The following is a 20370-nucleotide window of genomic DNA, read 5'->3' as shown; positions in this document are numbered from 1 at the left end:
GCGTGAGCCTATTGCGGCTGGACAGGGCGGGGGGTGACCATTATGTTTCGATATGGGAAACCATGTTTCACTCAAATGTGGTGTGCCGATATGTTGCCCGGTGAGTGAGGGGGAGTGGATGCGATCGGCGCTGTATGTTCCGGGTAACCGACCGGAACTGTTCGACAAGGCGGTGTCCGGTCCCGCGGACGTGGTTCTGCTGGATCTGGAGGACGCGGTGCCGCTGCGGGACAAGGAGGGCGCACGCGCCGAGGTGGCCGCCTGGTTGCGCGCCGCCACCCCGTCGGCGCGGCGGATATGGGTACGCGTCAACCCCGGTGAACATGGCCTCGAGGACATTCGTGCGGTCGCCGCGGCCGGAGTGGAAGCCGTATGCCTGGCGAAAACGGAGTCAGCGCAACAGATTCGGGAGGTGGGGGAGGTGTTGGCGGCGGTCGAACCGGCGAGGCGGCCCATTCGCCTCTGCCCGCTGCTGGAGAGCGCCGCCGCGATCTACGCGGCGCGCGAGATCGCCGCCGCGCCCCGGGTGTGGCACCTGATGATCGGAGAGGCGGACCTGTGCGCGGAACTGGGTATCGAACCCGGGCGTGACGGCTACGAAATGCTCGCCCTGCGCACCCGGATCGTGCTGGCCAGTGCGGCCGCGGACATCGCGGCCCCGCTCGCGCCGACCAGCACCGACTTCCGCGACCTCGACGATCTGCGCACATCGACCGAAGCCCTGCGTCGCTTGGGTTTTCGCGGCCGCACCTGCATCCACCCGGCCCAGGTCCCCGTCGTCAACGAGGTGTTCACCCCCGGCCCCGCCGACCTGGACGCGGCCCGTGCGCTGGTGCGCCGCTTCGAGGCCGCCGCGGGGGGTGTCGTTCTCGACGACGCGGGCCGCATGGTGGACCGCGCCGTTGTTCGCCGCGCTCGCGCCCTGGTCGACGACGCGTTCGAATAGGCGGGCGTGATCGCACCCCGCTGCTCTCGGTCGATCGCCGGGCCGGCCTGGCTGTCGTGTGCGGTTGATCGCCGAGCCGGGGTGAGTGATGTCGGATCTATCGCTGTATCGGGTTCATCGCGGTGTCCGGTCGGGGCGGCCGCTGCGTCGAGTGAGCCGTGCCGGGACGGTCGCTGTGCCGGCGTGACGTGGCCGCACGGGAGGCTGTGCCGGGATGGCCGACGGGTACGGGGCGACCCTGTCATGCACCCCGTACCCGGTTACCCGCGCGCGCCGTGCCGCATCGGAAGCCGATGGGACCCCGGCGAACTCGGGTCGTCCGCGTGGCCGCCGCTATTGGTAGCCGGGATCGGCCCAGGCTCCGATGGAGCGGGAGCGGACCGGTTCGATGTAGCGCGGGGCGAGGCTGTGCGGGTAGTCGTCGCCCCAGTTGGTGGCGTCGCCGGACATGGTCACCCGCGCGTTGTCGGTGTACCAGTCCACGAGATCGGCGTCCGAGCGCACGATCCATGTGCAGCCCTGCTGTGCGTCGGCGGTGAAATCGCCGTGTCGGATGAGCGCGGGCCGCCAGAAATAGGTGCCGGGCCACATCCTGCCGAAGTTGTACTCGAAACCGCCGTCGAGGCAGTACGCCTCCTCCGAGCACGGGTGGTGGGCCAGGGGCTCCTCGCGCCAGCCCGGCTTGGCCTTGATGAGGCGGGTGTAGAAGCCCGTCTTCTCGTCCCGGTGCAGCAGTTTGATGTACAGGCCGGGTACCGGTGTGCCGCCCAGGTCGAAGCGCATCGGACTGCCGTCCTTGACGTCGATCCAGGGCATCTCGGCCGAATTCAGCACCACGAGTGTCTGATCGGGGCGCACGAAGTCGCGGTCGGCGTCGGCGAGGTCGAAGCGCCAGTCGCCCTGTTCGCGGAACAGCAGGATCTCGGTGCCCGCGGTGACGGAGATCGGCGGGGTGCGGACGCCGGTCGGGGCCATCCAATAGCCCTCGGGGCCGAGCACGGTATCGCCGATGGTCACCTCGCCCGACAGCACGTACCACTCCGTTTCGGCGTGGTGCACCCCGGCGGGCCGGGACCAGTCGCTGGTGAAAGTGACCGCCAGCGAGGCGGATCCGTCCTCTTCGTCGTAGCTGAGATTGCGCTGCACGGCGCTGCCGGTGGCGTGCTCGAACTCGGCGATATGGGTGATCAGATCGCGTGTGTCGATGAGTTCTACGTGTGGACGCATCGGTCCTCCTCGGGAAGCTGTATTTCCGATACGAAATGTACTGGTTATGAATAACCAAAACAAGGTGTATCGTAAATTCTCGTGACTCGACCCGGACGTCCCGCGGGCCCCGCCGCCGATACCGAAGCCGTCGTGCTGACCGCGGCGCTGGACCTGCTGCTCACCGAGGGGGCCGGTGCGCTCACCCCGCAGCGCCTGCACGCGGTGACCGGCGTCGCCCGCACCACCATCTACCGGCACTGGCCGACACCGCGCGAGGTCCTCGCCGCGCTCATCGCCGTCGCCCCGCACGAACCCCTCACGCCCAGCGGTGATCTCGTGGCCGATCTGCACACCGAGGTGGATCTGCTGTGTGATCGTCTGCGCGACAAGCCCGTCGCCGCCTTCCTGCGCGCACTGGTGACCGCCTCGTCGGCCGACCCGTCCTGCACCGAGCTGCGCCACCGGTACGTGGCGGACCTGCTGGAGCCATTCCGGGCGGCGTTGCGCGCACTCGCATTCGGCGACGAGGCCGCCGTCGAGGAGGCGGCGTCGGCGATCGTCGCGCCGCTGCTCGTGGACGCGCTGCTGCTGGACCGCCCGGTGGACCGGGAGCGGGCGCACCGCGCGGCCGCCGACGTGCTGGCCCGCGTCACCACCTGAACCGAAACACCCGAATCCAGCAGTACCAGGGAGCGTCATGACCAATGTCGTCGGCACCCGCGCCGTCTTCGGCGTCGTCGTACCGAGTACGAATACCGTTGTGGAGCACGACTACTGGCGGGCGGGGCTGCCGGGTATCGCGTTCCGCGCCGGTTCCATGTACATCCCGAATCCGGTGATGGGCGACGACGCGGACTTCCAGGCGCTGCTGGTGCAGATCCGCGCCTCCATCGAGACCGCCGTGCGCGATGTGCTGACCGCCGAACCCGAACGCATGGTCATGGGCATGTCCGCGGAGACGTTCTGGGGCGGCGTGGCCGGGAACGCGGCCTTCGAACAGCGCCTGCGCGACCGCACCGGGCTGCCGGTCACCACCGGGGCGAGTTCGTGCCGGGCCGCTCTGCACGAACTGGGCTGCCGCCGCATCGCGGTCTTCTCGCCGTACCAACCCATCGCCGACCGCGAGGTGGGGCGGTTCTTCACCGAGGCGGGATTCGACGTCGCCGCCATCACCGGGCTGCGCTGCCCGAGCGCCATGGCAATCGCACGCGTCGGCGACGACCGCCTACGCGAGGTCGTCACGGCCCTGGACGGCCCGGACGTGCAGGCGATCGTGCAGGTCGGCACCAACCTTTCCTTCGTCGCACTCGCCGATCGCCTCGAAGCGGAACTGGGCAAACCGGTGATCGCCATCAATGCCGCCACCCTGTGGTACGCCCTGCGCGACCACGGTTTCGCCGATCGCATCGAGGGCGCGGGAGCCCTCCTGCGCGAACACTGATCCCACCCGCTCGGCTCGGACCGCGGCCGTGACGTTCCGAGGCAACTACATAGCACGGCGTATCCCCCGTTCTATGACCTGGCTGAGAGTATGGTGTGAAGTATGGCGAAACTGACGATCGAGGTACCAGACGCGGACCTGGCGCTTTTCCGGGCTGCTGCTGAACGGAACGGTCTGAAGCTCTCCCCGTACGTCGTGCGGGCCGCTCGTATCGGCGCGCTGTGGGAGGACGCCAATCGGCCGCGCCGCCGCGACGAGGCCGCCGACCTTGCCCGCGCCGAGGAACAGGCCGCACTGGAGGAGGCTGCCCGCGCCGAGGAACACCGAGGCGGGCACGCCGCGTGAACCACGGCGACATCTACACCTTCGATCGAGAACGACCCAGCCGCGAAGACGACGAGCGCACCCCCTACCGCGTGATCGTCACCCCCGGATACCTGCTCGGACCAGGTGAGAACTGGGTCATGGTCGCGCCCGTCGAGCGCTACGACCCTGACCGCCTGGTGGCTGTCCCGCTGGCCGACGCCGACCCCATCGCGGGATGGATACGCACCGACCGCGTGACAACCGTGTACCGGCCCTGGCTTTCCGGGCCGGTCGGCAGACTCGCCGACGACACTATCGCCATCTTCGACGAACGGCTCAAAGCCGCTCAGGGGCTCGAGTGAGGAGTACCGCCCGAGTGCCCACCGGCGACCCGTGGCATCAGCCCACGGCCGCAACATGAACGCAGCGACGATGATCGACATGGCGAGGGCGGCGGAGATCGAGGCAGCATCGACCAAAGGCGTGCCCACCGACGCCGAGTTTCTCCGCGTCGCTGCCGCTTTCGAACCGCATCTGCCGCCGGCGGGGTCGATGCGCTGAGTTCGCGTCCTGGCCCTGTTGCACGTGGGGGCGCGCGGCGTCGGCGGTCCGGACCCGGCGACGAATGTGCCGGGCCGGCGGTCAGTGGTCGCGCAGCAGCGCGCCCGCTCCCTCCACACGGTCGGGGATGTCGTTGTCGCGCAGTGCCATCCACCAGGTCGCGGCATTGATGGCGATCACCGGCTTGCCGAGCCAGCGTTCCGCCTCGTCGGCCAAACGCACCATGGACAGGTTGGTGCCGCATTGCACCAGTGCGTCCACTCCGGCGTCGTCCACCTCGTGCAGCGCGGTACGCAATTCGTCCTCGGTCACGTGGGCGATGGACACGGCGGTCGGGCAGCGCAGTCCGCGAATGGCTTTGACGTCGAAGCCGAGTTCGCCGAAGAAGCGGACGACGTTCTCGTCGCCGACGGGCTGGTAGGGGGTGACCACGCCGATCCGTTCCGCGCCGTACAGGTGCAGGGCACGTCGGCACGCCTCCGCGCCGGTGGCCACCCGCAGGCCGGTGATGTCGTGAATCTGTTGCACGAATTGCCGATTGCCCTCCACTCCGCCCCAGAAGGTCTCCGCGGACATACCCATGACCATGTAGTCGGGTTCGCAGGTCAGCACGCGTTCGCAGGCGGCCCCGATCTCGGCGCGGATCTGCTCGAGCAGCCGACCCATACCGGCGTCGTCGTTCATGTTCTGGTCGCGAATGTGGATGCGGCTGAAATGGGCCGTGACCCCCGGCACGCCCATGCGGTAGAAGTCGGGTTCCACAATGGTGTTGGTCGACGGCGCGATCACCCCGAATTTGCGCCGCCAGCCCAGTGCGTCGGTCATGGGTTCCTCTCTGTGGTGAACAGGTCGCGGCGACGTACCGGCGCGAGAGCGAACCGCCCGATGATCTTGCGGGTGGTCAGCCAGCGCACGTGCGCGCCGTTGCGCCGCTTGTCGACCGCCCGCGCGGCCAGCCAGGGCGCGACCGTCTCCACCGGATCGGCCAGGATGTTGAAGATGCGGCGCGCCTTGGCCAACTCGGCCGGATCGTCGTAGCCGTGGGTGAGCAGGTCGGTGACGACCATGCCAGGACTGAGCAGCCCGACCGACACCCCGGACGGCACCTCGGCGGCGAGCGCGGTGGTCAGATAGGTGACCGCGCGCTTGCTCGCGCCGTAGACCCCCAGCCCGGCCACGATGCGCCCGTCGCTGCCCAGGCCCTCCATGTTCCAGATGTGGCCGCCGCCGGTGTCGGCCATTCCCGCCACGGCCACGGCGCAGCCATTGAGCACGCCCAGCAGATTGGTGTCCAGGACGGTGCGGGTGGTCTCGACGGATAACTCCCACAGTGGTTTCCGGTCGTGTGAAACGCCCGCGTTGTTGATCCAGATGTCCACGCCGCCGCACCGTTCCACCGCGGTGTCCCACAGCCGACGCACCTGCTCCCGGTCGGTGACGTCGGCGGTGACCACCACCGCGTGATCGGGGAGTTCGGCGCTGATCTTCGCTACCCGCCCGGCGTCGCTGCCGCACAGTACGACCCGGTGACCGCCGTCGAGCAGTGCGCGCGCCATACCCAGCCCGATGCCACGGGTGCCGCCGGTGATCACCACGGCGCTCATGTGCGCTCCAGTACGCCGTGCATGACCGCGGCCAGGCTGTTGTGGTCGAACATCTGGTACACGACGGCCATCCGGGTGCCCGCGCCCATACCCGGTTCGGCGTCCATCATGAACTCGCGGCCGATCAGCCGACGGCCGTCGATGGTGTGCAGCCGCACGAAATTCGCTCTGCCGTAGGAGTTTCCGTTGCCCCACACATCGGGGCCCTCGTGGAAGGACCGCACGCCGTCGCGGCGCACCGTGATCCGGGAGTCGGAGGCGACCGGGCCCGACATGACCAGGCGGTGTTCGGCCACCAGCAGGGTCACCGGGTCGATCTCGAGTTCCATCCGCAGCGCGCCCAGCGGCTGCTGCGTGGCCGACCACAGTTCCAGCTCACCGGCGTAGCGGCTCTTCTCCTTGGTCGGCACGGTGAAGACGACCGGCCCACAGCGGGTTTCGGTCTCGACCCGCTGCTCGACCAGCTCCGGGTCGCGGGTGTAGAGACCGGTGAACACCCCGACCAGCGCGGGTCCCTGGTACAGCACCGAGGAATACACCTGGGTGTCGCCGAGGGTCTGATTCCAGGTGTTCAGCCCGACCTGCCAGCCCGGACCGTAGTAGTTGGCGTCCACGAACCCGCCGTAGGGCTGCCCCGATCCGAAGAAGTCCGGGCCGGTGTAGATCCGGTCGGCGTCGGAGTCGCGAACGCCGAAGGCGAACGGCGCGCCGAGGGCGAAGCGGCCCGCCAGCGTGCCGCCGCCGGTGAGGCCGCCGTCCATGTAGTAGGTGGTGGTGCCGTTCTCGTGCACCGACGCGCGTCGGATGTCCTCGAAACCACACCAGGTGCCGCCCGCGTCGAATAAGGAGGGGCGGCCCACCCATTCACCCGCGATGCGCTGCTGGAAATTGCTCGGAGCGTCGATGGCGCTACCTTCTCTCACTCGTCACCGTCTCTCACCGGGCGGCCAGCAGTTCGCCGCGCACCCGCTCGGCCTGTTCGGTGCCGAGCAGCTGGGCGACCCGCCCCCACACCGGATCGACCTCGGGGCTGAACAGGTTGGCGCGCTGGCGACGGTCGCGCACCGCCAGCTCGGCGTCCACGGCCGCAACGCCGTTGTCCACCAGCGTCAGCCAATGCTCGAGATACCGGTCCACGGTGGCGTCGAGGGCCTTGAACGCGGTCTCGGTGGCCCGGCACACCACCATCCACGGCGACATCATGGCCCGCTGTCGGGGTCCGATGGCGGCGGCGGAGAGCCCGTCGATGCGCCACGCCTCCGCCAGCGGATCGGTGAGCGGTCCGAAGGCGGCGTCGAGATAGTCCAGGTGCACCGCCAGGTCCACGCGCGGGATGAGATCCAGGTGCATGGCGTGGTAGTCGCCCGCGTACACCGCATCGAGGGTGAAATGCGGTACGGCGGAATCACTTCCGGTGAAGGCGAACACCATGTGGCTGTCGAGTCCGATGGGCGGCACCACCAGATCCACCACCACCGCCTTGTCGATGGGGCCGCCGCGGAGCACCCGCAGCCTGCCCACCGGATCGGGCGACACGGCGCTGGTCAGCGGCAGATCCTCGGCGACGGTGAGACCGAGCGCGGTGCTCAACGCCGACAGGGTGCGCTCGCAGAGCGCGGTGGGCAGGCTCATTCGGGATTACCTCCGGTGCGGGCCTTGTGCACCCAGGCACTGGCCAGTTCGGGATTGTCGCGGCGGGCGGGGGAGGCGATGACGGTCGCCGTCCGGCGCGGCGAGTCGCCGGTGATGATGTCGTCGTCGCCGACCCACCACCCCTGCTTGCGCAGTTCCAACCGTCGCCGCCGGTAGGCCACCTGCAGGCCGTCGCTGCGCACGTGCAGCTCGTCGGACAGGTCGAAGGGCAGCAGTTCGGGCCGCTGCGATTCCACCACCGGCCGGTCCTGCAGCAGAATCTTCTCGATGCGCTTGCGCGCGTTGCCGTCCGCCCACGCCCCGGTGAAGAAATTCCGGTAGCCCAGGATCTTGACCAGCGTGCGCTCCTGGGAGAGCGGAATATTGAAGTCGTAGAGCAGCATGTCGCCGATCGGCAGCCGGATGTGCAGCTTCACGATGTTCGGCAGATACCAGGCGTTGGTCACGGTGACCGATTCCGGGCGAGGTCGCCGCCGGGCCAGCAGTCCCCACAGTCCCTTGGGCAGTGGCGGGCTGAGCTGGATATCGGCCTCGGCCGACCAATCCGTCTGGCGGATACGAAAATCCGGGATTTCGGGCTTGTCCGGGTTGCCGAAGCTGGTGCCGTGCACGAACGGCGTATGCGCGGCGTCGACCACGTTCTCCAGTGCCCGTTCGTAATTGGCGTCGATCTCCATCTCGAACTGCACCACCCGGAACTCCGGGTCGTCGTGTTCGGGAATGACCGGGATGGGCGGGCGTTCCGCCTCCGGGAGATCGCCCAGGAACGCCCAGACCATGCCGTAGCGCTCCACGGTCGGGTAGGCGTCGATCCGCGCCTTGCGGGGGATCTTGCGCTCCTCGGCATTGGCCGGGATCTTCACGCAGACACCCTCGCTGTTGTACTGCCAGCCGTGGTACGGGCAGGCGATGCAGTCGTCGGTGACCGTGCCCATGGACAGCGCCCCGCCTCGATGGACACACAGATCCGACAGGCAGGTGACCGTGCCGGAGCGGGTGCGGAACAGCACGAAATCCTGCCCGAGACAGGTCACCTTCCGGGGTTGCCGCCCGATGCGGTCGGCGAATTCCAGGGCGTACCAGAAGTTCTTCAGCATGGTGGTTCCTATCGCCGGGTCAGACGCAGTGCGGCATCGTCGAATTCGGCCAGTTCGGTCTTGGCCGCGGCATCGCCGCGCAGGTGCGTCCGCAGGAAGATCGAGACCAGCCGCGCGAACGACGGCAGGGCGTCGGTGTCACCGACGCCGTCGAGGAAGGCGCGTGCGGCGGTGGGGTCCGCGTCGGCGATCCCGAAGTGGTTGGCTCCCGGCACCTCCGCCAGCAGGTGATCGCCGTCGGGCAGCGCCTCGGTGAAGGTGCGCCGCACCGGATCGGGCCGTTCGTCCCCCTCCTCGCCGTAGCGGTCGGTGCTGCCCTGGATCACCCCGTCGCATGACCCCACACCCAGCAGCACCGGGCAGGCGGTCTGGGCGGGCAGCACGGTGCCCGGCGCCCAGCCCAGCATGGTGGCGACGAGCGTGTGCGCGCCCCAGGCGAATACCGCCGCGATCTCGGGGAAGAAGCGCGCGGACTGGAGGGCCACGGTGCCGCCCGCCGAATGTCCGCCCAGCGCGACTCGCTCCAGATCGAGAGCGCCGCGCAAGGGTGGCTGTTCGTTCAGGTCGGCCAGGGCGGCCAGCACCGCGCCGATGGTGGGGCAGGTCGGCCGGGTGCCGTAGGCGTCCGGGCGGGCGGCGTCCAGATCCACGCCCGGGGTGAGCCCACGCTGCCCGCCGAACAGTTCGGCGACCCGATCCAGGGTGACCACCACGAATCCGGTCGCGGCGACCGCGGTGGCGAAGCGGCGGTAGGACTCCTGCCCGACATTGACCCCGGACAGGAACACCACCACGGGATAGGGCGCGTCCGCCGGATCTGGCGGGAACACGCCGGTGAGCCGTTCGGCGTCGGAACCGGTGGCGACGGCCGGGTAGTAGACCTTCAGGTGGGCGGTGTCGAATGGTGCGGTGCCGTCGGTGCGCGCCGACCACCACAGGGAGCGGATGAGTGTCATGCGGTCGGCCTCGGCAGTTCACGGTCGCCGCCCCAGAGCGCGCGCACCAGCCGCTGGGTGAGTTCGGGCCCGAAGAACCGCTCTCCCATGACATTGGCCGGATCCCGCTCGGCGATATTGCGCCGGATGGCCAGATCCCGCTCGGCGAGTGCGGGGCGTTCCGCGGCGGGCACGGGTTCGGCCGCGTCCACCCAGGTCAGCCACTGCTCCACTCTGGACGTCAGCACCTGCGCCACGGTATCGAGATTCGGTCGCGTGGGGGGAAAGGAGTAGCAGTACGCGGTGGGGGAGAGGCTGCCGCGAATGAAGCCGGTGCGGCTGGTGAACCAGGTGAAGTCCGGGTGGTCGCGCTTGAAGTCCAGCCAGGGTTCGTCATTGGGGGCGTAGAAGTCGTCGAAGTACGCGCCGTCGCCGACGAGGTCGCCGCGCGGGATCGCGTCCACGTAGAACCAGCCCTCCGGCCACAGCAGCAGCGCCGATCCGAGGTGCGGCACCCGGATGTGCGGGCCCAACCACGCGGTGAGATGCAGATTCACGAAACCGGTTCGGGGATCGCCGATCCAGGAGTGCACCAGCCAGTCGATCTCCGGTCCGGAGTAGGCGGCGAGGCTGCCGGAGGGGCCACCGTCCGGGTCGCCGTAGGTCTCCAGATCGGCGGTCGAGGGGTCACGGGTGAGCGAGAAGCGTGCGGCGATAAGGGATTTCAATCCGGTGAGCAGCGCCCGCCACTCCTCGAAGGTCTCGGTCACATCGGCGCGCGGGGTCTGGTCGACCAGCTGCTCGACGTGTTGCAGGGTTTCGCTCATGGCTGCTCCGGAGTCGTCGATACGGTTGTCACACGGCTGCTTTCGTCAGGGCACGGGTAGGGAATCGAAGGGTTGACGCGGGCGATCGGCCACCAGGTCGGTGCCCCGGGATACGAGGCGGTTGGCGGCCTGGGCCGGTCGGATGCGGGCGCGAACGCTGGTGGCCCCGGCCGGAACCGGGGTGATGTCGGGATGGCTGATCACCCCGGCGAACGGGCCCTCCCAGACCGTCCAGAGGGTGAAATCGGGGCTGAGCGCGTAGATCCCGCCGGTGAGCCCGCCACTGTCGTCGAGTCCGGCGGCCACCACGTTGAGCCGATTCTCGGCCGCGCGTTCGGGCAGTCCGAGGCGCGCCTCCCACGGTTCGGCGGGAGTGTGGCACACCGCGACCACATCGGCGTCCTGGACGGCCGCCAGCCGGAAGGTCTCGGGAAACAGCGCGTCGTCGCCGACCACCAGCGCCAGCCGGCCCCAGGGCAGTTCGATCACGGTGAGGGCGGAGCCGGGCGCGGTCAGCCAGGGGTGGCGCGCGGTCGGATGCAGCTGCGGCTGGCGCGCCACCACCCCGTCGGCGTTCACCAGCAGACCGTGGTGAGCGACGCCCTCGCGGACGGTGGTGACCGCGTGCGCGGTGGTGTCGCGCAGGGCGTCCACGAGTGCGGGGGCCGGCAGGGCGGCCAGTTCCGGCAGCACGATCAGCTGGACGTCGGCGGTGGCCAGCGCCCGCACGGTGTCGTGATCGGGCCGGGCGACCGCCGCGGTCACCGCCCCCGCGCCGGTCGGGGCCTGTCGGGCGGCGGGTGCGGCGAGCAGCGGCCGGTAGAGGTCGGGCCGCCGGGCGGCGAGCACATCGGTGCCGTCCGGCCGTCGTTTGTCGTCGGCGCGGGCGATCTCGATATCGGCGACGATCACGGCCTCCCCGCGCGGCGGAGCCTTGGCCACGCAGGTGCCGTCGGGGGCCACGATCTGGGACTCCCCGGCCCCGTCGAGTCGATCCGGCGGTACGCCGAGCCGGGCGGCGATCTCGGGCAGCCGGTCCACCGGCAGCAGCGGGCCGACCTTGTTGGCGGCGATCACCCACACCTTGTTCTCGGCGGCGCGCACCGGAATATGCAGTGCCGCCTCGTCGACGGCGAAGGAGTTGAGGCTGTTGGCCAGCACCTGCGCGCCGCGTACCGCCAGCGACCGGGTGACCTCGTTGACGACGCCCTCCATGCAGGCGTACATGCCGAGGCGGCCGAGCGCCGTCTCGATGACCGGCGCATCCTCCCGGCCCACCTCGAGATAGTCGTTCTCGGCACCCATGAGGATCTGCTTGTCGGCGCGGCCGAGCAGCTCGCCCGCGGGGCCGAAGAGCAGCGAGGCTCCGGTGGTCCGGCCGTCGGGGTGCGCCAGCGTGACGCCGATCTTGACGAATACGCCGTGGTGGGCGGCGCGGTCGGCGATGGTGGTGAGAAAGGAATCTCCGAGCCGGCACGCCATTCGGTGCGCATGGGCGCGGTCATCGTACCAGGATAGGTGGTTACAGAACTCGGGGAGGACCACCAGTTCCGCGCCCGTATCGGCGGCGGTGTCGATCATGCGGACGCAGGTGGCGAGGTTGTCCGCGACATCGGTTCCGACCGCGAACTGCGCGGCCGCGACTCGGGTCATAGGGTGAGGCCCTTCCGCTCCGGATCGCGTTTCCTTCATCGAAACGCTGTTTCCATAGTTCTGATTCTGTACCCGGTGCCCGGATCTGTCCAGCGGCGTTCACGGATTTCACGCCGTGGTAATCGGCGGTGGCGCGATCGGCTGTTTCCCTTGCGGCCGGGTTCGTTTCGCCTTGACACCCGGTGGAGGTGCGGGTTCAATATGGCAATTCCGAAACTGCGTTTCCTTCAGAGAAACGCTCGCAGGAGGTAAGGATGACGACCTGCGAATCGCACCGATCCACGTTTCCGTCCGCCGCGCCCGGCACCGCTGGTCCGCGACGCAGGTCGGAGGGGTGATATGCGTTCCGATCGACTCGGGCTCGCCGCCCTGGTGCTCGCCGGTGTCTGGGCTGGTCCGGTGGCGGGCGGGCAACTGGTGCTGCTGAGCAAACCGTTCGGCGGGGTGGTCGGCGTCCCCGGCGCGGCGGTCGGCTATATCGCGATCACCGCGCTGGTCACCGGTTCGGTGGCGGCGGCGGTGGCGGTGTGGCGGCGGCTGCCGCCGTCCTGGGCGGCGGGGGCGGGGATCGTGGCCGGGCTGGCGTTCATCGTCGCCGGGATGGTCACCGGGCCCGTGCCTTTCGTCGCGGCGCTGCTGGTCGCGAGCGCGGCCTGCGGCCCGCTCATCGCGCTCGGACGCGTCATGGTCTGGCGACAGTCGCGCGCCCTGGCCGGATGGCAGGTGGCGATGACGGTGGGTGTGGCGGTCGCGGCGGGTACGAGTGCCATCTGGATCGAGACGCCCGGCACCGCGCTGATCGTCGCGGGCATCGCCGTCGGACTGCACAGCGTGCTGGCGCTGGGAGTGACACATGCTGCGGAAGAACCGGTTCCGATCAGTGCCGATGCCGATGCCGATGCCGGTGGCGGTGGCGGTGGCGGTGGCGGTTCCGACGGAGGTTCCGGCGGCCGTGCCAGCGCCGGCGTAGGTGCGGGTGTCGGAACGGGCGCGGGGGCGTCCGTCTCGATCCGCTTGCTCCTGTTCGGGTATGCCACAGCCGGATTCGTGCTGGGCGGCACCGTACTGCCCGCACTGCACCTGCTGCTCTTCCGCTGGGAAGCGTTCGGGGCGGACCAGGTGGGGTTGCTGCTGCTGGCCGCGGTGCCCGCGGGTATCGCGGTGGCACTGCCCGGCCCGCACGTCGGCGCCGTACCGGTGCTGCTGATCCTCGCCGCGGGTGGTCCGGTCCTGGTGGCCACCGCGCCGGGCACCGCCGGTGCGGCGATCGGCATCGCGGTCACGCTGGCCGCCGCCGCGCGGGCGGCGCGCGGTCTGGACCGCACGGCCGCGACCGTGTCGGAACACCCGTGGCTCCCGGTGCTCACCCTGCTCGTCGTCCTGGCGGCCGGGGTACTGGGGCTGGGTGCGGTGACACTGCTCGACGCGAGCTTCGGCACGGGTACGGCGCTCACCGCGCTCGCTCTGCCCGTCCTGATCGCCGCCGCGCTGTACGCGCGCTCGGCGCGTCCTCGACCGGCGCGTACCAGCGCCGCCCACCCGGTGCTCGAAGGAGGGCTGTCATGATCCGCGCGGCCGCGGTCTGTTCCATCACGCTGGCGGCGCTGGCCGTCACCGCACCCGCGTACGCGGCACCGGAGGACCCGCCCGTGCTGTCGGTGAGCGCGAGTTCGGGTCTCACCGAGGGGCAGCGGATCACGGTGGACGGCAGCGGCTTCCGGCCCGGCCTGGCCGCCGTCGCGGTGGGGCTGTGCACGCAGGGCTTCGCCAACGGGCTGCGGGACTGCGACCTGGAAGGCGGGGCGACCTTCGTCAATATCACCGCCGACGGCACCATTCCGACCGTAACCCTCACCGCGCGAGCGCGTTTCGGCGATATCGACTGCACGCAGCGGCAGTGCGTGATCGCCGCCGCGCCGCTGCCCGGCACCGAACCGCAATCGGTGATCGACGCGAATTCCGCGCAGATCCCGGTCGATTTCGCCGGTTCCCGGCCACCTGTCACCCCCACGACCACCACGTCGGCCACCCGGGTCGACTCCGAGACCGCCGGTCCGTCGATGGCGCTGTGGTGGATCACCGCCGCCCTGTTGTCCGCCGTAGCTCTCGCCGCGCTCGCCGAGCGTCGGCGCTTGTGACGATCCCCCGAGGAGAGAATATGAAGTCCACCGTCCTGCGCACCGCCGTACCGGCGGCCGCCGCCACCCTGGCACTGCTCGTCGGCAGTCCGGCCGCGTCCGCCGCGCCGACGCTGGAGGTGAGCGAGAGTTCCGGAGTCGCACCCGGACAGATGATCACGGTGAATCTGGCGGGCCTGCCGCCGAATCTCCCCACGGTGGCCGTGGGACAGTGCAAACCGCAGATCACGCTGCCGACCGACTGCCAGCTCAGCGGCTCGCTCATGGGCCGCGCCGACGAACAGGGCGTCTGGCAGCCGACCGGCGGCCGAGAGCTGGCGCTGGTCGAGGCCGTCGGCGGCACCGACTGCACCGCCGCCCCCGGAGCCTGCACCGTCGCGGTCACCAGTCTGACGGACCCGTCCAAGATCCTGGCGTCCGTCCCGCTCACCTTCGGCACGCCGGAGACCACACCACCACCCGCGCCGATGGCCGACGCCGACACGGCCGAAGCGGCCGAGGAGGACAGTGATACCGGCATGATCGTCGCCATCGTGGCCGGTGGCGTAATACTCGCGGCCTTGGCCGCCGGACTGCTGGTGATGCGTCGCCGCGGCAGCCGATGACCGCCGACGCGATCAGCACCGACGGGGCGCTCACCCACGTGGTGCTCATGAAGTTCGCCGATCGCGCCGACAGCGAGCGCGCGGCGGAGCTGCTGCGCGGCCTGGCGGGCGAGGTGCCGCACGTGCGGTCGCTGACGGTCGAGCTGGACGAGCTCGGCACCGATGTCTCCTATGACCTGTGCCTGGTGACAACCCACGACTCCGGCGCGGAACTCTTGGCCTACCAGGGGCATCCGGCGCACCGCGAGGTGGCGGCCTGGCTAGTGCCGCGCCTGGCGGCGCGGGCGGTGGTGGACTATCACTCCTGAGCGGGGGCGGCGGGTCCTGGCTCGCGCCCCTTCACCATGCGGTGGCACACCTCGATGAGCGCGGTCCGCAGGTCCCCGTCGGGTATTCCCGCCAGGGGGCCGTCGTCGAGGCGAAGGGGATGCACGGCGATGGTGGTCATGATCATGGTGCGGATGCGCAGCGCCCGCAGCGCGCGGACCGCCGCGGCGGCGCGCGGGGTGGCGGGTACCGGGTCGGCCCCGAAGTAGTCGTGGGCGCGCCGTTCGTGGCGGGCCGCGTACTCCGCTGCCAGCGTGCGTGATCCGGGCGTCGCACCGCCGTGCGACTGACCGGAGAGCAGGCGGAAGGCGTCGGGGTCGCGGACAGTCCAGTCCCAGACGGCGGTGACGATCCGGTCCAGGGTGCGCTCGTCGGCCGGTGCGTCCTGCGGCCATGCCGCCTCGGCCGCGGCGGAACTGGCGTCCATGGCCTGGCGGAGGGCGGCGTCGAACAGCTCCTCCTTACCGGTGAAGTGGTAGTAGACCGCCGCCGACCCCATCCCGGCCTCGTCGGCGATGTCCTGAATCGCGGTGTCGGCGAAGCCTTTACGTGCGAACACCCGGACCGCTGCCGCGACGACGAGGTGGCGGCGTGACGGCCGATGCGCGGGCGGGCGGACATCCTCGAGGGGGCGATCGGTCATCCTCGCTGCTCCGGTTCACTGTGCGCCGACGGTGGGTGCGCTCAGGATGGCACAAGCGCCGCTACGGCGAGGCACAGCGTTTCGCGCGACGAGGGCACAGCGTTTCGCGCAGCGACGCCAGACCGTTTGTGTGGTGATGGCCGAGTGCTCGTAGCAATCGCAGAGCACTGGTTCGGCGCGTTTGCCGAGCACTGCTGTGCGATGGCAGAGCCACTGGTTCGGCGCGATGGCACTGTGCTCGTATGGCGATGGCGCGGTGCTCGCATGGTGTCGCGCCTGTCATCATCGTGCGATGGCAGATCGACCCGGCGCGCGTCGCGCGCCCCACCGTCCGTCTCGGCAGGACGCGGTACTGGATGCCGCTGTGGCACTGTGCGCGGCACGGCCGATCGAGCAGGTGACCGTGGCCGAGATCGCCACCGCGGCGGGTATGACCCCGGCCGCGGTGTACTACCACTACCGGTCCAAGGACGAGGTGCTGTTGGCCGCCGTGCGTCGGTTCGCGCGGGCGCTGACGAGCCGGCTGCGCGATGAGTTCGACCGGAGCCCGGACGTGCCGATCGGCGATGTCCTGGACGCGATGCTGCACTGGTGCTCGCACCGACGCGATGCCGCGCTGGTCTACTTCGTTCGCTCACCCGGCTGGAACTCGGCCGTCGAAGCGTTGCGTGGCGCGCACCATGCCGAGGTCGTGATCGTGTTCGCGGCCGAATTGGCTCGGCGGCACGGGAAGTCGTCACCGGCGCGCCGCGGCGCGGCGGCGACCGCGCTGTCGAGCCTGCTCGAGGTGGCGGCCGTCGCGTGGCTCACCGAGGACGCCGTGCTGGCCAATCTGGGCCGCCGGCGCTTCGGCGCGGAGGTGCGTGCGATCGCGGAGGATATCGGCGCGCTGTGATCCGCGCGGTGCCGTGCCGACTAGTTCGGGCGTGCGCATCGGAAATCCGCTGTGCGGGTATCGAGTCCTGCTGTGTCTGTCGGGCGTTCAGCGCCCCCCGGCGACTGTTGGTGTGCCCGGCGGACTTTCGGCCGCGAATTCGGCGAAGTTTCTATAGATGGACTCTAGTTTGTGTTTCACTGAAACCGGCAGCGTGCCGAGAGCCGCTCCCACACAGCGCATTCCGGCGTGACAGCATCCGCCGACCGGAAGGAACACTCCCATGGAACTGGATCTCAAAGGCAAGCGCGCCCTCATCACGGGCGCGAGCCGCGGCATCGGCCTCACCACCGCACGGTCCCTGCTCGCCGAAGGTGCGGCGGTGGGCGTTTGCGCCCGCGACGCGGACGCGCTCGCCGCCGCCGCGGCACAACTGGGGGAGCAGGGCACGGTATTCCACCGGGCGGCGGACGTCTCGGACCCGGACGCCATCACCGAGCTGGTCGAGGCCGTCGCGGGCGCGCTGGGCGGTCTGGACATCGTGGTGGTCAATGCCTCCGCCTCGGTGGGAGAGGGGCCCGAGGCGTGGGAGAACAACTTCCGCACCGATCTGATGAGCCTGGTGCGCCTGCTGGAGGCGGCCGCACCGCACCTCGAGCGCAGCGAGGCTGCGGCCGTGGTCGCCATCGCCAGCACCTCCGCACTGGAAGCCGGGGTGCTGCCGACCGCCAACAGCTTCGGCGCGCTCAAGGCCGCCATGGTCCAGCACGTCGGTGCACAGGCACGGGCACTGGGTCCCAAGGGCATTCGGGTCAATGCCGTCTCGCCCGGGCCGGTGTACTTCGACGGCGGGGCGTGGGACTACATCAAGAATCAGCTGCCCGCGCTCTACGACGGCGCGGTGGCCGCCACCGCCCTGGGGCGGCTGGCCGGTCCCGAGGACGTGGCCCGTACGGTCACCTTCCTCGCCTCCCCGGCGGCACGGCACATCACCGGGGTCAACCTGGTGGTGGACGGCGGCTTCACCAATCGATTCGATTTCTGAGGCGGCGTGATGTCCGGACCCACCGGCCGGATCGAGGCGGTGCTGGTGTGCGGTGGACGCTGGCACGACTTCGACTACGCCCGGCTGCGGTTGCTGCGCGAACTCGGCGCCTACGAACTGGTCCGCACCCGGGTATTCGAGGACTACGACTGCCGCGACGCCCTGGACACCGCCGACCTGCTCGTCACCTACACCTGCGCCACCGTGCCCACCGAGCGGCAGCGGAAACGGTTGGCGGACTTCGTCTCCCGGGGCGGGCGCTGGCTGGCGCTGCACGGCACCAATGCCGCCATCGAACCCCTGGGGCCGGAGGCCGACGCCCTGTTCGCCACGCCCCGCGACTTCGGCGAGCTCGCGGAGGTCCTCGGCAGCCAGTTCCTCGGCCATCCGGATATCGCGCCCTACCGGGTGGTGCCGACCGAACCCGAACATCCGCTGCTGCGGGGGGTCGGGGCGTTCGAGGTGACCGACGAGCTGTACATCAGCGAACTGCATCCGCCGCTGCGCGTGCTCGCCCACACCCGATTCGTCGGCGACTGCCCGGGTTTCGCGGAGGGGCACACCCGCACCGACGAGATCCGCCCGGTGCTGTATCTGAAGGACCACGGGGCCGGTATGGTCTGCTATCTCACCCTCGGCCACTGCCGTGGCCGCTACGATCTGCGCGATCTCGGCATCGCGGATCTGGGGCGCACCGACCGGGGCAGCTGGGAGTCCGCGGCGTTCCGGACCATCCTGCGCCGCTGCGTGCACTGGGCGGTGACCGGTCGGATGCGGGCGGATGTGGACGGCTACCGCGACGCCGCGTCCGGGTAGGCGCGCGCGGGCATGCCCGCGCCGCCGGGGCGGAATGCGGCCGGGGCGTGGATCACGGTGCTCTGCACGTACTCTCGCAGGCCCTCCTCGGCGTACTCACGACCGAAGCCGCTGCGTTTGACACCGCCGAACGGCGCGCGCAGCGACATGCCGGTGCGGTTGTGGGTGTTGACGAAGGTGAAGCCCGCCTCGAGCCGGGCGGCCACCGCGAGGGCGCGGTCCTCGTCGGCCGACCAGACCGAGGCGGCGAGACCGAAGTCGGAGTCGTTGGCCCGGGCCAACGCCTCGTCCTCGGTCTCGTAGGTGAGCACGGGGACCAGCGGGCCGAACTGTTCCTCCCGCACCAGGGCGGCGTCGTCGGGGAGGTCGAGGGCCAGCGTGGGCGCGACATAGTACCCGTCGGCGGTGTCCGTCGGCAGATCCGCGAGCGGGATGAGCCAGCCGCCGCGATTCCAGGCGTCGGCGATGAAGTGGTTCATGCGCTCGACGGCGGCGCGATCGACCACCGGACCCATGGTCACCCGTTCGTCCAGCGGATCACCCACGATCAGGACGCGGCGCGCCGCGGCGAGATAGGACTCGACGAACTCGTCCAGGCGGTGCCGCGGCACATACAGCCGTTTGGCCGCCATGCACACCTGCCCGGAGGTGGCGAAGGAGGCGAGCACCAGACGCTCGTAATCGGCCGGGGTGAGCGCGAAGTCGTCGAGCAGCACCGCCGGATCGTTGCCGCCGAGCTCCAACACCACCGGGGTGAGCGCCGTACCGGCCGCCGCGGCGATGTGGCGGCCCGCCTCGGCCCCGCCGGTGAAGGCCACCTTGCCGACCCTCGGATGCGCGATGAGCGCGCGCACTGTCTCCGGGCCGCCGTGGATCACGTGGGTGGCGGGCAGCAGCGCCGCCAGCTCCGTCACCGCCAACGGTGCGAGCGGAGACGGCTTGAGCACCACCGCGTTTCCGGCGGCGAGCGCGGGACCGAGTTTGAGCGCGGCGAGAATGACGGGCGCGTTCCACGGCGTGATCGCGGCGACCACTCCGAAGGGAGCGGGTGTGCACTCGATCCGGCCGTGCTCGTCGTCGATGACCGAACCATCCAGCACACGTGGTGCGTTCGCGCAGACCCACCGCAGATAGGTTGCCGCGAAACCGATCTCGCCCCGGCAGTCGGCCACCGGCTTACCCGTCTCCCGGGCGAGCAGCACACTCAGCCGCGCGGTCGCGGCCGCGAGCGCGTCGGCGGCGGTGCCCAGCACCGTCAGGCGGCGTTCCAACGGCAGCGCCGACCACCCCTGGAAGTCCCGATGCGCTTCGCGGACCACCGGATCCACCGCCTCGGCCGGTGTGACCGGCACCGTTCCGACGATCTCGCTCGGCCGCGCCGGATTCTCCCGCGAGATCCTCATCGGCGCGCTCCGTCCGGTTTCGCGCCGCCGCGAGGCGCGTACGCGCCCGACACCGCAGCGCCGTGCGCTCGGTCGCCTACGTGACCCACGCGGGCGTCCCCGGTTGTCGCCGTGGGCGCGGGTGTGGGGAACCCGCCGCGAGCGCCGACCCGGCGCGACTGGCCGCGCCGGCGGACGACGCCGTCCTCCGGAGTGGGCAGACCCGTACCCCGCCGCGCGAAACCGTGACGGCCGCAGCGTGTTCGGACCAGACCACCGGCGGCATGCGGGGATCGAGGATCGACGGC

The 20370-nt window shown here is 70.3% G+C and carries 24 protein-coding genes; 13 read left to right on the top strand and 11 right to left on the bottom strand.

Going from position 1 to position 20370, the window contains the following annotated elements:
* The first annotated feature begins 100 nt into the window (after window positions 1-100).
* A complete protein-coding gene (locus QJS31_RS01875; RefSeq protein ID WP_306355791.1) occupies window positions 101-946 on the top strand; it encodes a CoA ester lyase in 846 nt (281 codons plus the stop codon).
* A gap of 333 nt (window positions 947-1279) precedes the next feature.
* Here the strand turns inward: QJS31_RS01875 and QJS31_RS01870 are convergent, their stop codons facing one another.
* A complete protein-coding gene (locus QJS31_RS01870) occupies window positions 1280-2173 on the bottom strand; it encodes a DUF4437 domain-containing protein (protein ID WP_306355790.1) in 894 nt (297 codons plus the stop codon).
* An 81-nt stretch (window positions 2174-2254) separates the two neighbouring features.
* On the opposite strand from QJS31_RS01870, the gene QJS31_RS01865 reads away from it, so the two are divergent.
* From QJS31_RS01865 to QJS31_RS01845, 5 genes are all read left to right on the top strand, one after another.
* Window positions 2255-2815 (top strand): TetR/AcrR family transcriptional regulator C-terminal ligand-binding domain-containing protein, encoded by a 561-nt coding sequence (locus QJS31_RS01865; protein WP_282783260.1) that lies wholly within the window; start codon window positions 2255-2257, stop codon window positions 2813-2815.
* Between the two features lie 37 nt (window positions 2816-2852).
* Window positions 2853-3596, top strand: coding sequence for an arylmalonate decarboxylase (locus QJS31_RS01860; RefSeq protein ID WP_306355789.1), 744 nt, complete (start codon window positions 2853-2855; stop codon window positions 3594-3596).
* Between the two features lie 102 nt (window positions 3597-3698).
* A complete protein-coding gene (locus tag QJS31_RS01855; protein WP_282783255.1) occupies window positions 3699-3941 on the top strand; it encodes a hypothetical protein in 243 nt (80 codons plus the stop codon).
* Window positions 3938-4264 (top strand): type II toxin-antitoxin system PemK/MazF family toxin, encoded by a 327-nt coding sequence (locus QJS31_RS01850; RefSeq protein WP_282783254.1) that lies wholly within the window; start codon window positions 3938-3940, stop codon window positions 4262-4264. The genes QJS31_RS01855 and QJS31_RS01850 overlap by 4 nt, the downstream gene beginning before the upstream one ends.
* 55 nt (window positions 4265-4319) lie before the next feature.
* Window positions 4320-4463, top strand: a complete 144-nt coding sequence (locus QJS31_RS01845) for a hypothetical protein (protein WP_282783252.1) — start codon at window positions 4320-4322, stop codon at window positions 4461-4463.
* A gap of 81 nt (window positions 4464-4544) precedes the next feature.
* Here QJS31_RS01845 and QJS31_RS01840 read toward each other — a convergent pair whose 3' ends face one another.
* Genes QJS31_RS01840 through QJS31_RS01805 form a run of 8 tightly spaced genes read right to left on the bottom strand, consistent with a single transcriptional unit; the run spans window position 4545 to window position 12232 of the window.
* Complete coding sequence (locus tag QJS31_RS01840) at window positions 4545-5288, bottom strand: arylmalonate decarboxylase (protein ID WP_282783250.1); 744 nt, start codon at window positions 5286-5288, stop codon at window positions 4545-4547.
* Window positions 5285-6067 carry an SDR family oxidoreductase gene (locus tag QJS31_RS01835; protein ID WP_282783248.1) on the bottom strand — a complete coding sequence of 261 codons (783 nt, stop codon included), beginning with the start codon at window positions 6065-6067 and terminating at the stop codon, window positions 5285-5287. Before QJS31_RS01835 ends, QJS31_RS01840 begins: the two co-directional genes overlap by 4 nt.
* The gene (locus QJS31_RS01830) at window positions 6064-6990 is read right to left on the bottom strand and encodes a hypothetical protein (RefSeq protein WP_306355788.1); all 927 of its coding nucleotides are present in this window, start codon (window positions 6988-6990) and stop codon (window positions 6064-6066) included. Before QJS31_RS01830 ends, QJS31_RS01835 begins: the two co-directional genes overlap by 4 nt.
* 13 nt (window positions 6991-7003) lie before the next feature.
* Window positions 7004-7699 (bottom strand): hypothetical protein, encoded by a 696-nt coding sequence (locus tag QJS31_RS01825; RefSeq protein WP_282785939.1) that lies wholly within the window; start codon window positions 7697-7699, stop codon window positions 7004-7006.
* Entirely contained in the window at window positions 7696-8817 is a 1122-nt protein-coding gene (locus tag QJS31_RS01820) for an aromatic ring-hydroxylating dioxygenase subunit alpha (RefSeq protein ID WP_282785938.1), read from the bottom strand. The genes QJS31_RS01825 and QJS31_RS01820 overlap by 4 nt, the downstream gene beginning before the upstream one ends.
* Before the next feature lie 8 nt (window positions 8818-8825).
* Window positions 8826-9773, bottom strand: coding sequence for an alpha/beta hydrolase (locus QJS31_RS01815; protein WP_306355787.1), 948 nt, complete (start codon window positions 9771-9773; stop codon window positions 8826-8828).
* Window positions 9770-10579, bottom strand: coding sequence for an oxidoreductase (locus tag QJS31_RS01810; protein ID WP_306355786.1), 810 nt, complete (start codon window positions 10577-10579; stop codon window positions 9770-9772). The genes QJS31_RS01815 and QJS31_RS01810 overlap by 4 nt, the downstream gene beginning before the upstream one ends.
* 45 nt (window positions 10580-10624) lie before the next feature.
* Complete coding sequence (locus QJS31_RS01805) at window positions 10625-12232, bottom strand: carbon-nitrogen hydrolase family protein (RefSeq protein WP_306355785.1); 1608 nt, start codon at window positions 12230-12232, stop codon at window positions 10625-10627.
* A 339-nt stretch (window positions 12233-12571) separates the two neighbouring features.
* Here QJS31_RS01805 and QJS31_RS01800 point away from each other — a divergent pair, with 339 nt between their 5' ends.
* From QJS31_RS01800 to QJS31_RS01785, 4 genes are read left to right on the top strand one after another with little or no spacing between them, the layout of a single operon-like run.
* The gene (locus tag QJS31_RS01800; protein WP_306355784.1) at window positions 12572-13798 is read left to right on the top strand and encodes a hypothetical protein; all 1227 of its coding nucleotides are present in this window, start codon (window positions 12572-12574) and stop codon (window positions 13796-13798) included.
* Window positions 13795-14370: a neocarzinostatin apoprotein domain-containing protein gene (locus QJS31_RS01795; protein WP_282785283.1), complete on the top strand. Its 576-nt coding sequence runs from the start codon at window positions 13795-13797 to the stop codon at window positions 14368-14370. The genes QJS31_RS01800 and QJS31_RS01795 overlap by 4 nt, the downstream gene beginning before the upstream one ends.
* A 20-nt stretch (window positions 14371-14390) precedes the next feature.
* Window positions 14391-14975 carry a hypothetical protein gene (locus QJS31_RS01790; RefSeq protein ID WP_282785284.1) on the top strand — a complete coding sequence of 195 codons (585 nt, stop codon included), beginning with the start codon at window positions 14391-14393 and terminating at the stop codon, window positions 14973-14975.
* Complete coding sequence (locus tag QJS31_RS01785; protein WP_051037368.1) at window positions 14972-15283, top strand: Dabb family protein; 312 nt, start codon at window positions 14972-14974, stop codon at window positions 15281-15283. Before QJS31_RS01790 ends, QJS31_RS01785 begins: the two co-directional genes overlap by 4 nt.
* On the opposite strand, the gene QJS31_RS01780 is transcribed toward QJS31_RS01785, so the two are convergent.
* A complete protein-coding gene (locus QJS31_RS01780; protein WP_282785285.1) occupies window positions 15274-15945 on the bottom strand; it encodes a TetR/AcrR family transcriptional regulator in 672 nt (223 codons plus the stop codon). The genes QJS31_RS01785 and QJS31_RS01780 overlap by 10 nt on opposite strands.
* Before the next feature lie 292 nt (window positions 15946-16237).
* Here QJS31_RS01780 and QJS31_RS01775 point away from each other — a divergent pair, with 292 nt between their 5' ends.
* The 3 genes from QJS31_RS01775 to QJS31_RS01765 all read left to right on the top strand — a co-directional run bounded on the left by QJS31_RS01775 (window position 16238) and on the right by QJS31_RS01765 (window position 18680).
* Complete coding sequence (locus QJS31_RS01775) at window positions 16238-16840, top strand: TetR/AcrR family transcriptional regulator (protein ID WP_282785286.1); 603 nt, start codon at window positions 16238-16240, stop codon at window positions 16838-16840.
* A gap of 262 nt (window positions 16841-17102) precedes the next feature.
* Entirely contained in the window at window positions 17103-17864 is a 762-nt protein-coding gene (locus QJS31_RS01770; protein ID WP_282785287.1) for an SDR family NAD(P)-dependent oxidoreductase, read from the top strand.
* 9 nt (window positions 17865-17873) lie between these two features.
* Window positions 17874-18680 (top strand): ThuA domain-containing protein, encoded by an 807-nt coding sequence (locus tag QJS31_RS01765; protein ID WP_282785288.1) that lies wholly within the window; start codon window positions 17874-17876, stop codon window positions 18678-18680.
* On the opposite strand, the gene QJS31_RS01760 is transcribed toward QJS31_RS01765, so the two are convergent.
* Entirely contained in the window at window positions 18656-20083 is a 1428-nt protein-coding gene (locus QJS31_RS01760; protein WP_306355783.1) for an aldehyde dehydrogenase family protein, read from the bottom strand. The genes QJS31_RS01765 and QJS31_RS01760 overlap by 25 nt on opposite strands.
* Window positions 20084-20370 lie beyond the last annotated feature (287 nt).

This window comes from Nocardia sp. CC213A (genome assembly GCF_030766805.1).
GTDB classification, from domain to species: domain Bacteria; phylum Actinomycetota; class Actinomycetes; order Mycobacteriales; family Mycobacteriaceae; genus Nocardia; species Nocardia otitidiscaviarum.
The sequence above is the reverse complement of the archived record's forward strand: the minus strand, read 5'-3'. Positions and strand labels throughout refer to the sequence as shown.

Excerpts from the sequence above, each read along its gene's own strand:
- QJS31_RS01825 (WP_282785939.1), bottom strand. The coding sequence starts at position 7,699 with ATGAGCCTGCCCACCGCGCTCTGCGAGCGCACCCTGTCGGCGTTGAGC.
- QJS31_RS01855 (WP_282783255.1), top strand. The coding sequence starts at position 3,699 with ATGGCGAAACTGACGATCGAGGTACCAGACGCGGACCTGGCGCTTTTC.
- QJS31_RS01760 (WP_306355783.1), bottom strand. The coding sequence starts at position 20,083 with ATGAGGATCTCGCGGGAGAATCCGGCGCGGCCGAGCGAGATCGTCGGA.
- QJS31_RS01775 (WP_282785286.1), top strand. The coding sequence starts at position 16,238 with ATGGCAGATCGACCCGGCGCGCGTCGCGCGCCCCACCGTCCGTCTCGG.
- QJS31_RS01765 (WP_282785288.1), top strand. The coding sequence starts at position 17,874 with ATGTCCGGACCCACCGGCCGGATCGAGGCGGTGCTGGTGTGCGGTGGA.
- QJS31_RS01780 (WP_282785285.1), bottom strand. The coding sequence starts at position 15,945 with ATGACCGATCGCCCCCTCGAGGATGTCCGCCCGCCCGCGCATCGGCCG.
- QJS31_RS01845 (WP_282783252.1), top strand. The coding sequence starts at position 4,320 with ATGAACGCAGCGACGATGATCGACATGGCGAGGGCGGCGGAGATCGAG.
- QJS31_RS01820 (WP_282785938.1), bottom strand. The coding sequence starts at position 8,817 with ATGCTGAAGAACTTCTGGTACGCCCTGGAATTCGCCGACCGCATCGGG.
- QJS31_RS01785 (WP_051037368.1), top strand. The coding sequence starts at position 14,972 with ATGACCGCCGACGCGATCAGCACCGACGGGGCGCTCACCCACGTGGTG.
- QJS31_RS01795 (WP_282785283.1), top strand. The coding sequence starts at position 13,795 with ATGATCCGCGCGGCCGCGGTCTGTTCCATCACGCTGGCGGCGCTGGCC.
- QJS31_RS01810 (WP_306355786.1), bottom strand. The coding sequence starts at position 10,579 with ATGAGCGAAACCCTGCAACACGTCGAGCAGCTGGTCGACCAGACCCCG.
- QJS31_RS01835 (WP_282783248.1), bottom strand. The coding sequence starts at position 6,067 with ATGAGCGCCGTGGTGATCACCGGCGGCACCCGTGGCATCGGGCTGGGT.
- QJS31_RS01805 (WP_306355785.1), bottom strand. The coding sequence starts at position 12,232 with ATGACCCGAGTCGCGGCCGCGCAGTTCGCGGTCGGAACCGATGTCGCG.
- QJS31_RS01860 (WP_306355789.1), top strand. The coding sequence starts at position 2,853 with ATGACCAATGTCGTCGGCACCCGCGCCGTCTTCGGCGTCGTCGTACCG.
- QJS31_RS01770 (WP_282785287.1), top strand. The coding sequence starts at position 17,103 with ATGGAACTGGATCTCAAAGGCAAGCGCGCCCTCATCACGGGCGCGAGC.
- QJS31_RS01870 (WP_306355790.1), bottom strand. The coding sequence starts at position 2,173 with ATGCGTCCACACGTAGAACTCATCGACACACGCGATCTGATCACCCAT.
- QJS31_RS01815 (WP_306355787.1), bottom strand. The coding sequence starts at position 9,773 with ATGACACTCATCCGCTCCCTGTGGTGGTCGGCGCGCACCGACGGCACC.
- QJS31_RS01840 (WP_282783250.1), bottom strand. The coding sequence starts at position 5,288 with ATGACCGACGCACTGGGCTGGCGGCGCAAATTCGGGGTGATCGCGCCG.
- QJS31_RS01800 (WP_306355784.1), top strand. The coding sequence starts at position 12,572 with ATGCGTTCCGATCGACTCGGGCTCGCCGCCCTGGTGCTCGCCGGTGTC.
- QJS31_RS01790 (WP_282785284.1), top strand. The coding sequence starts at position 14,391 with ATGAAGTCCACCGTCCTGCGCACCGCCGTACCGGCGGCCGCCGCCACC.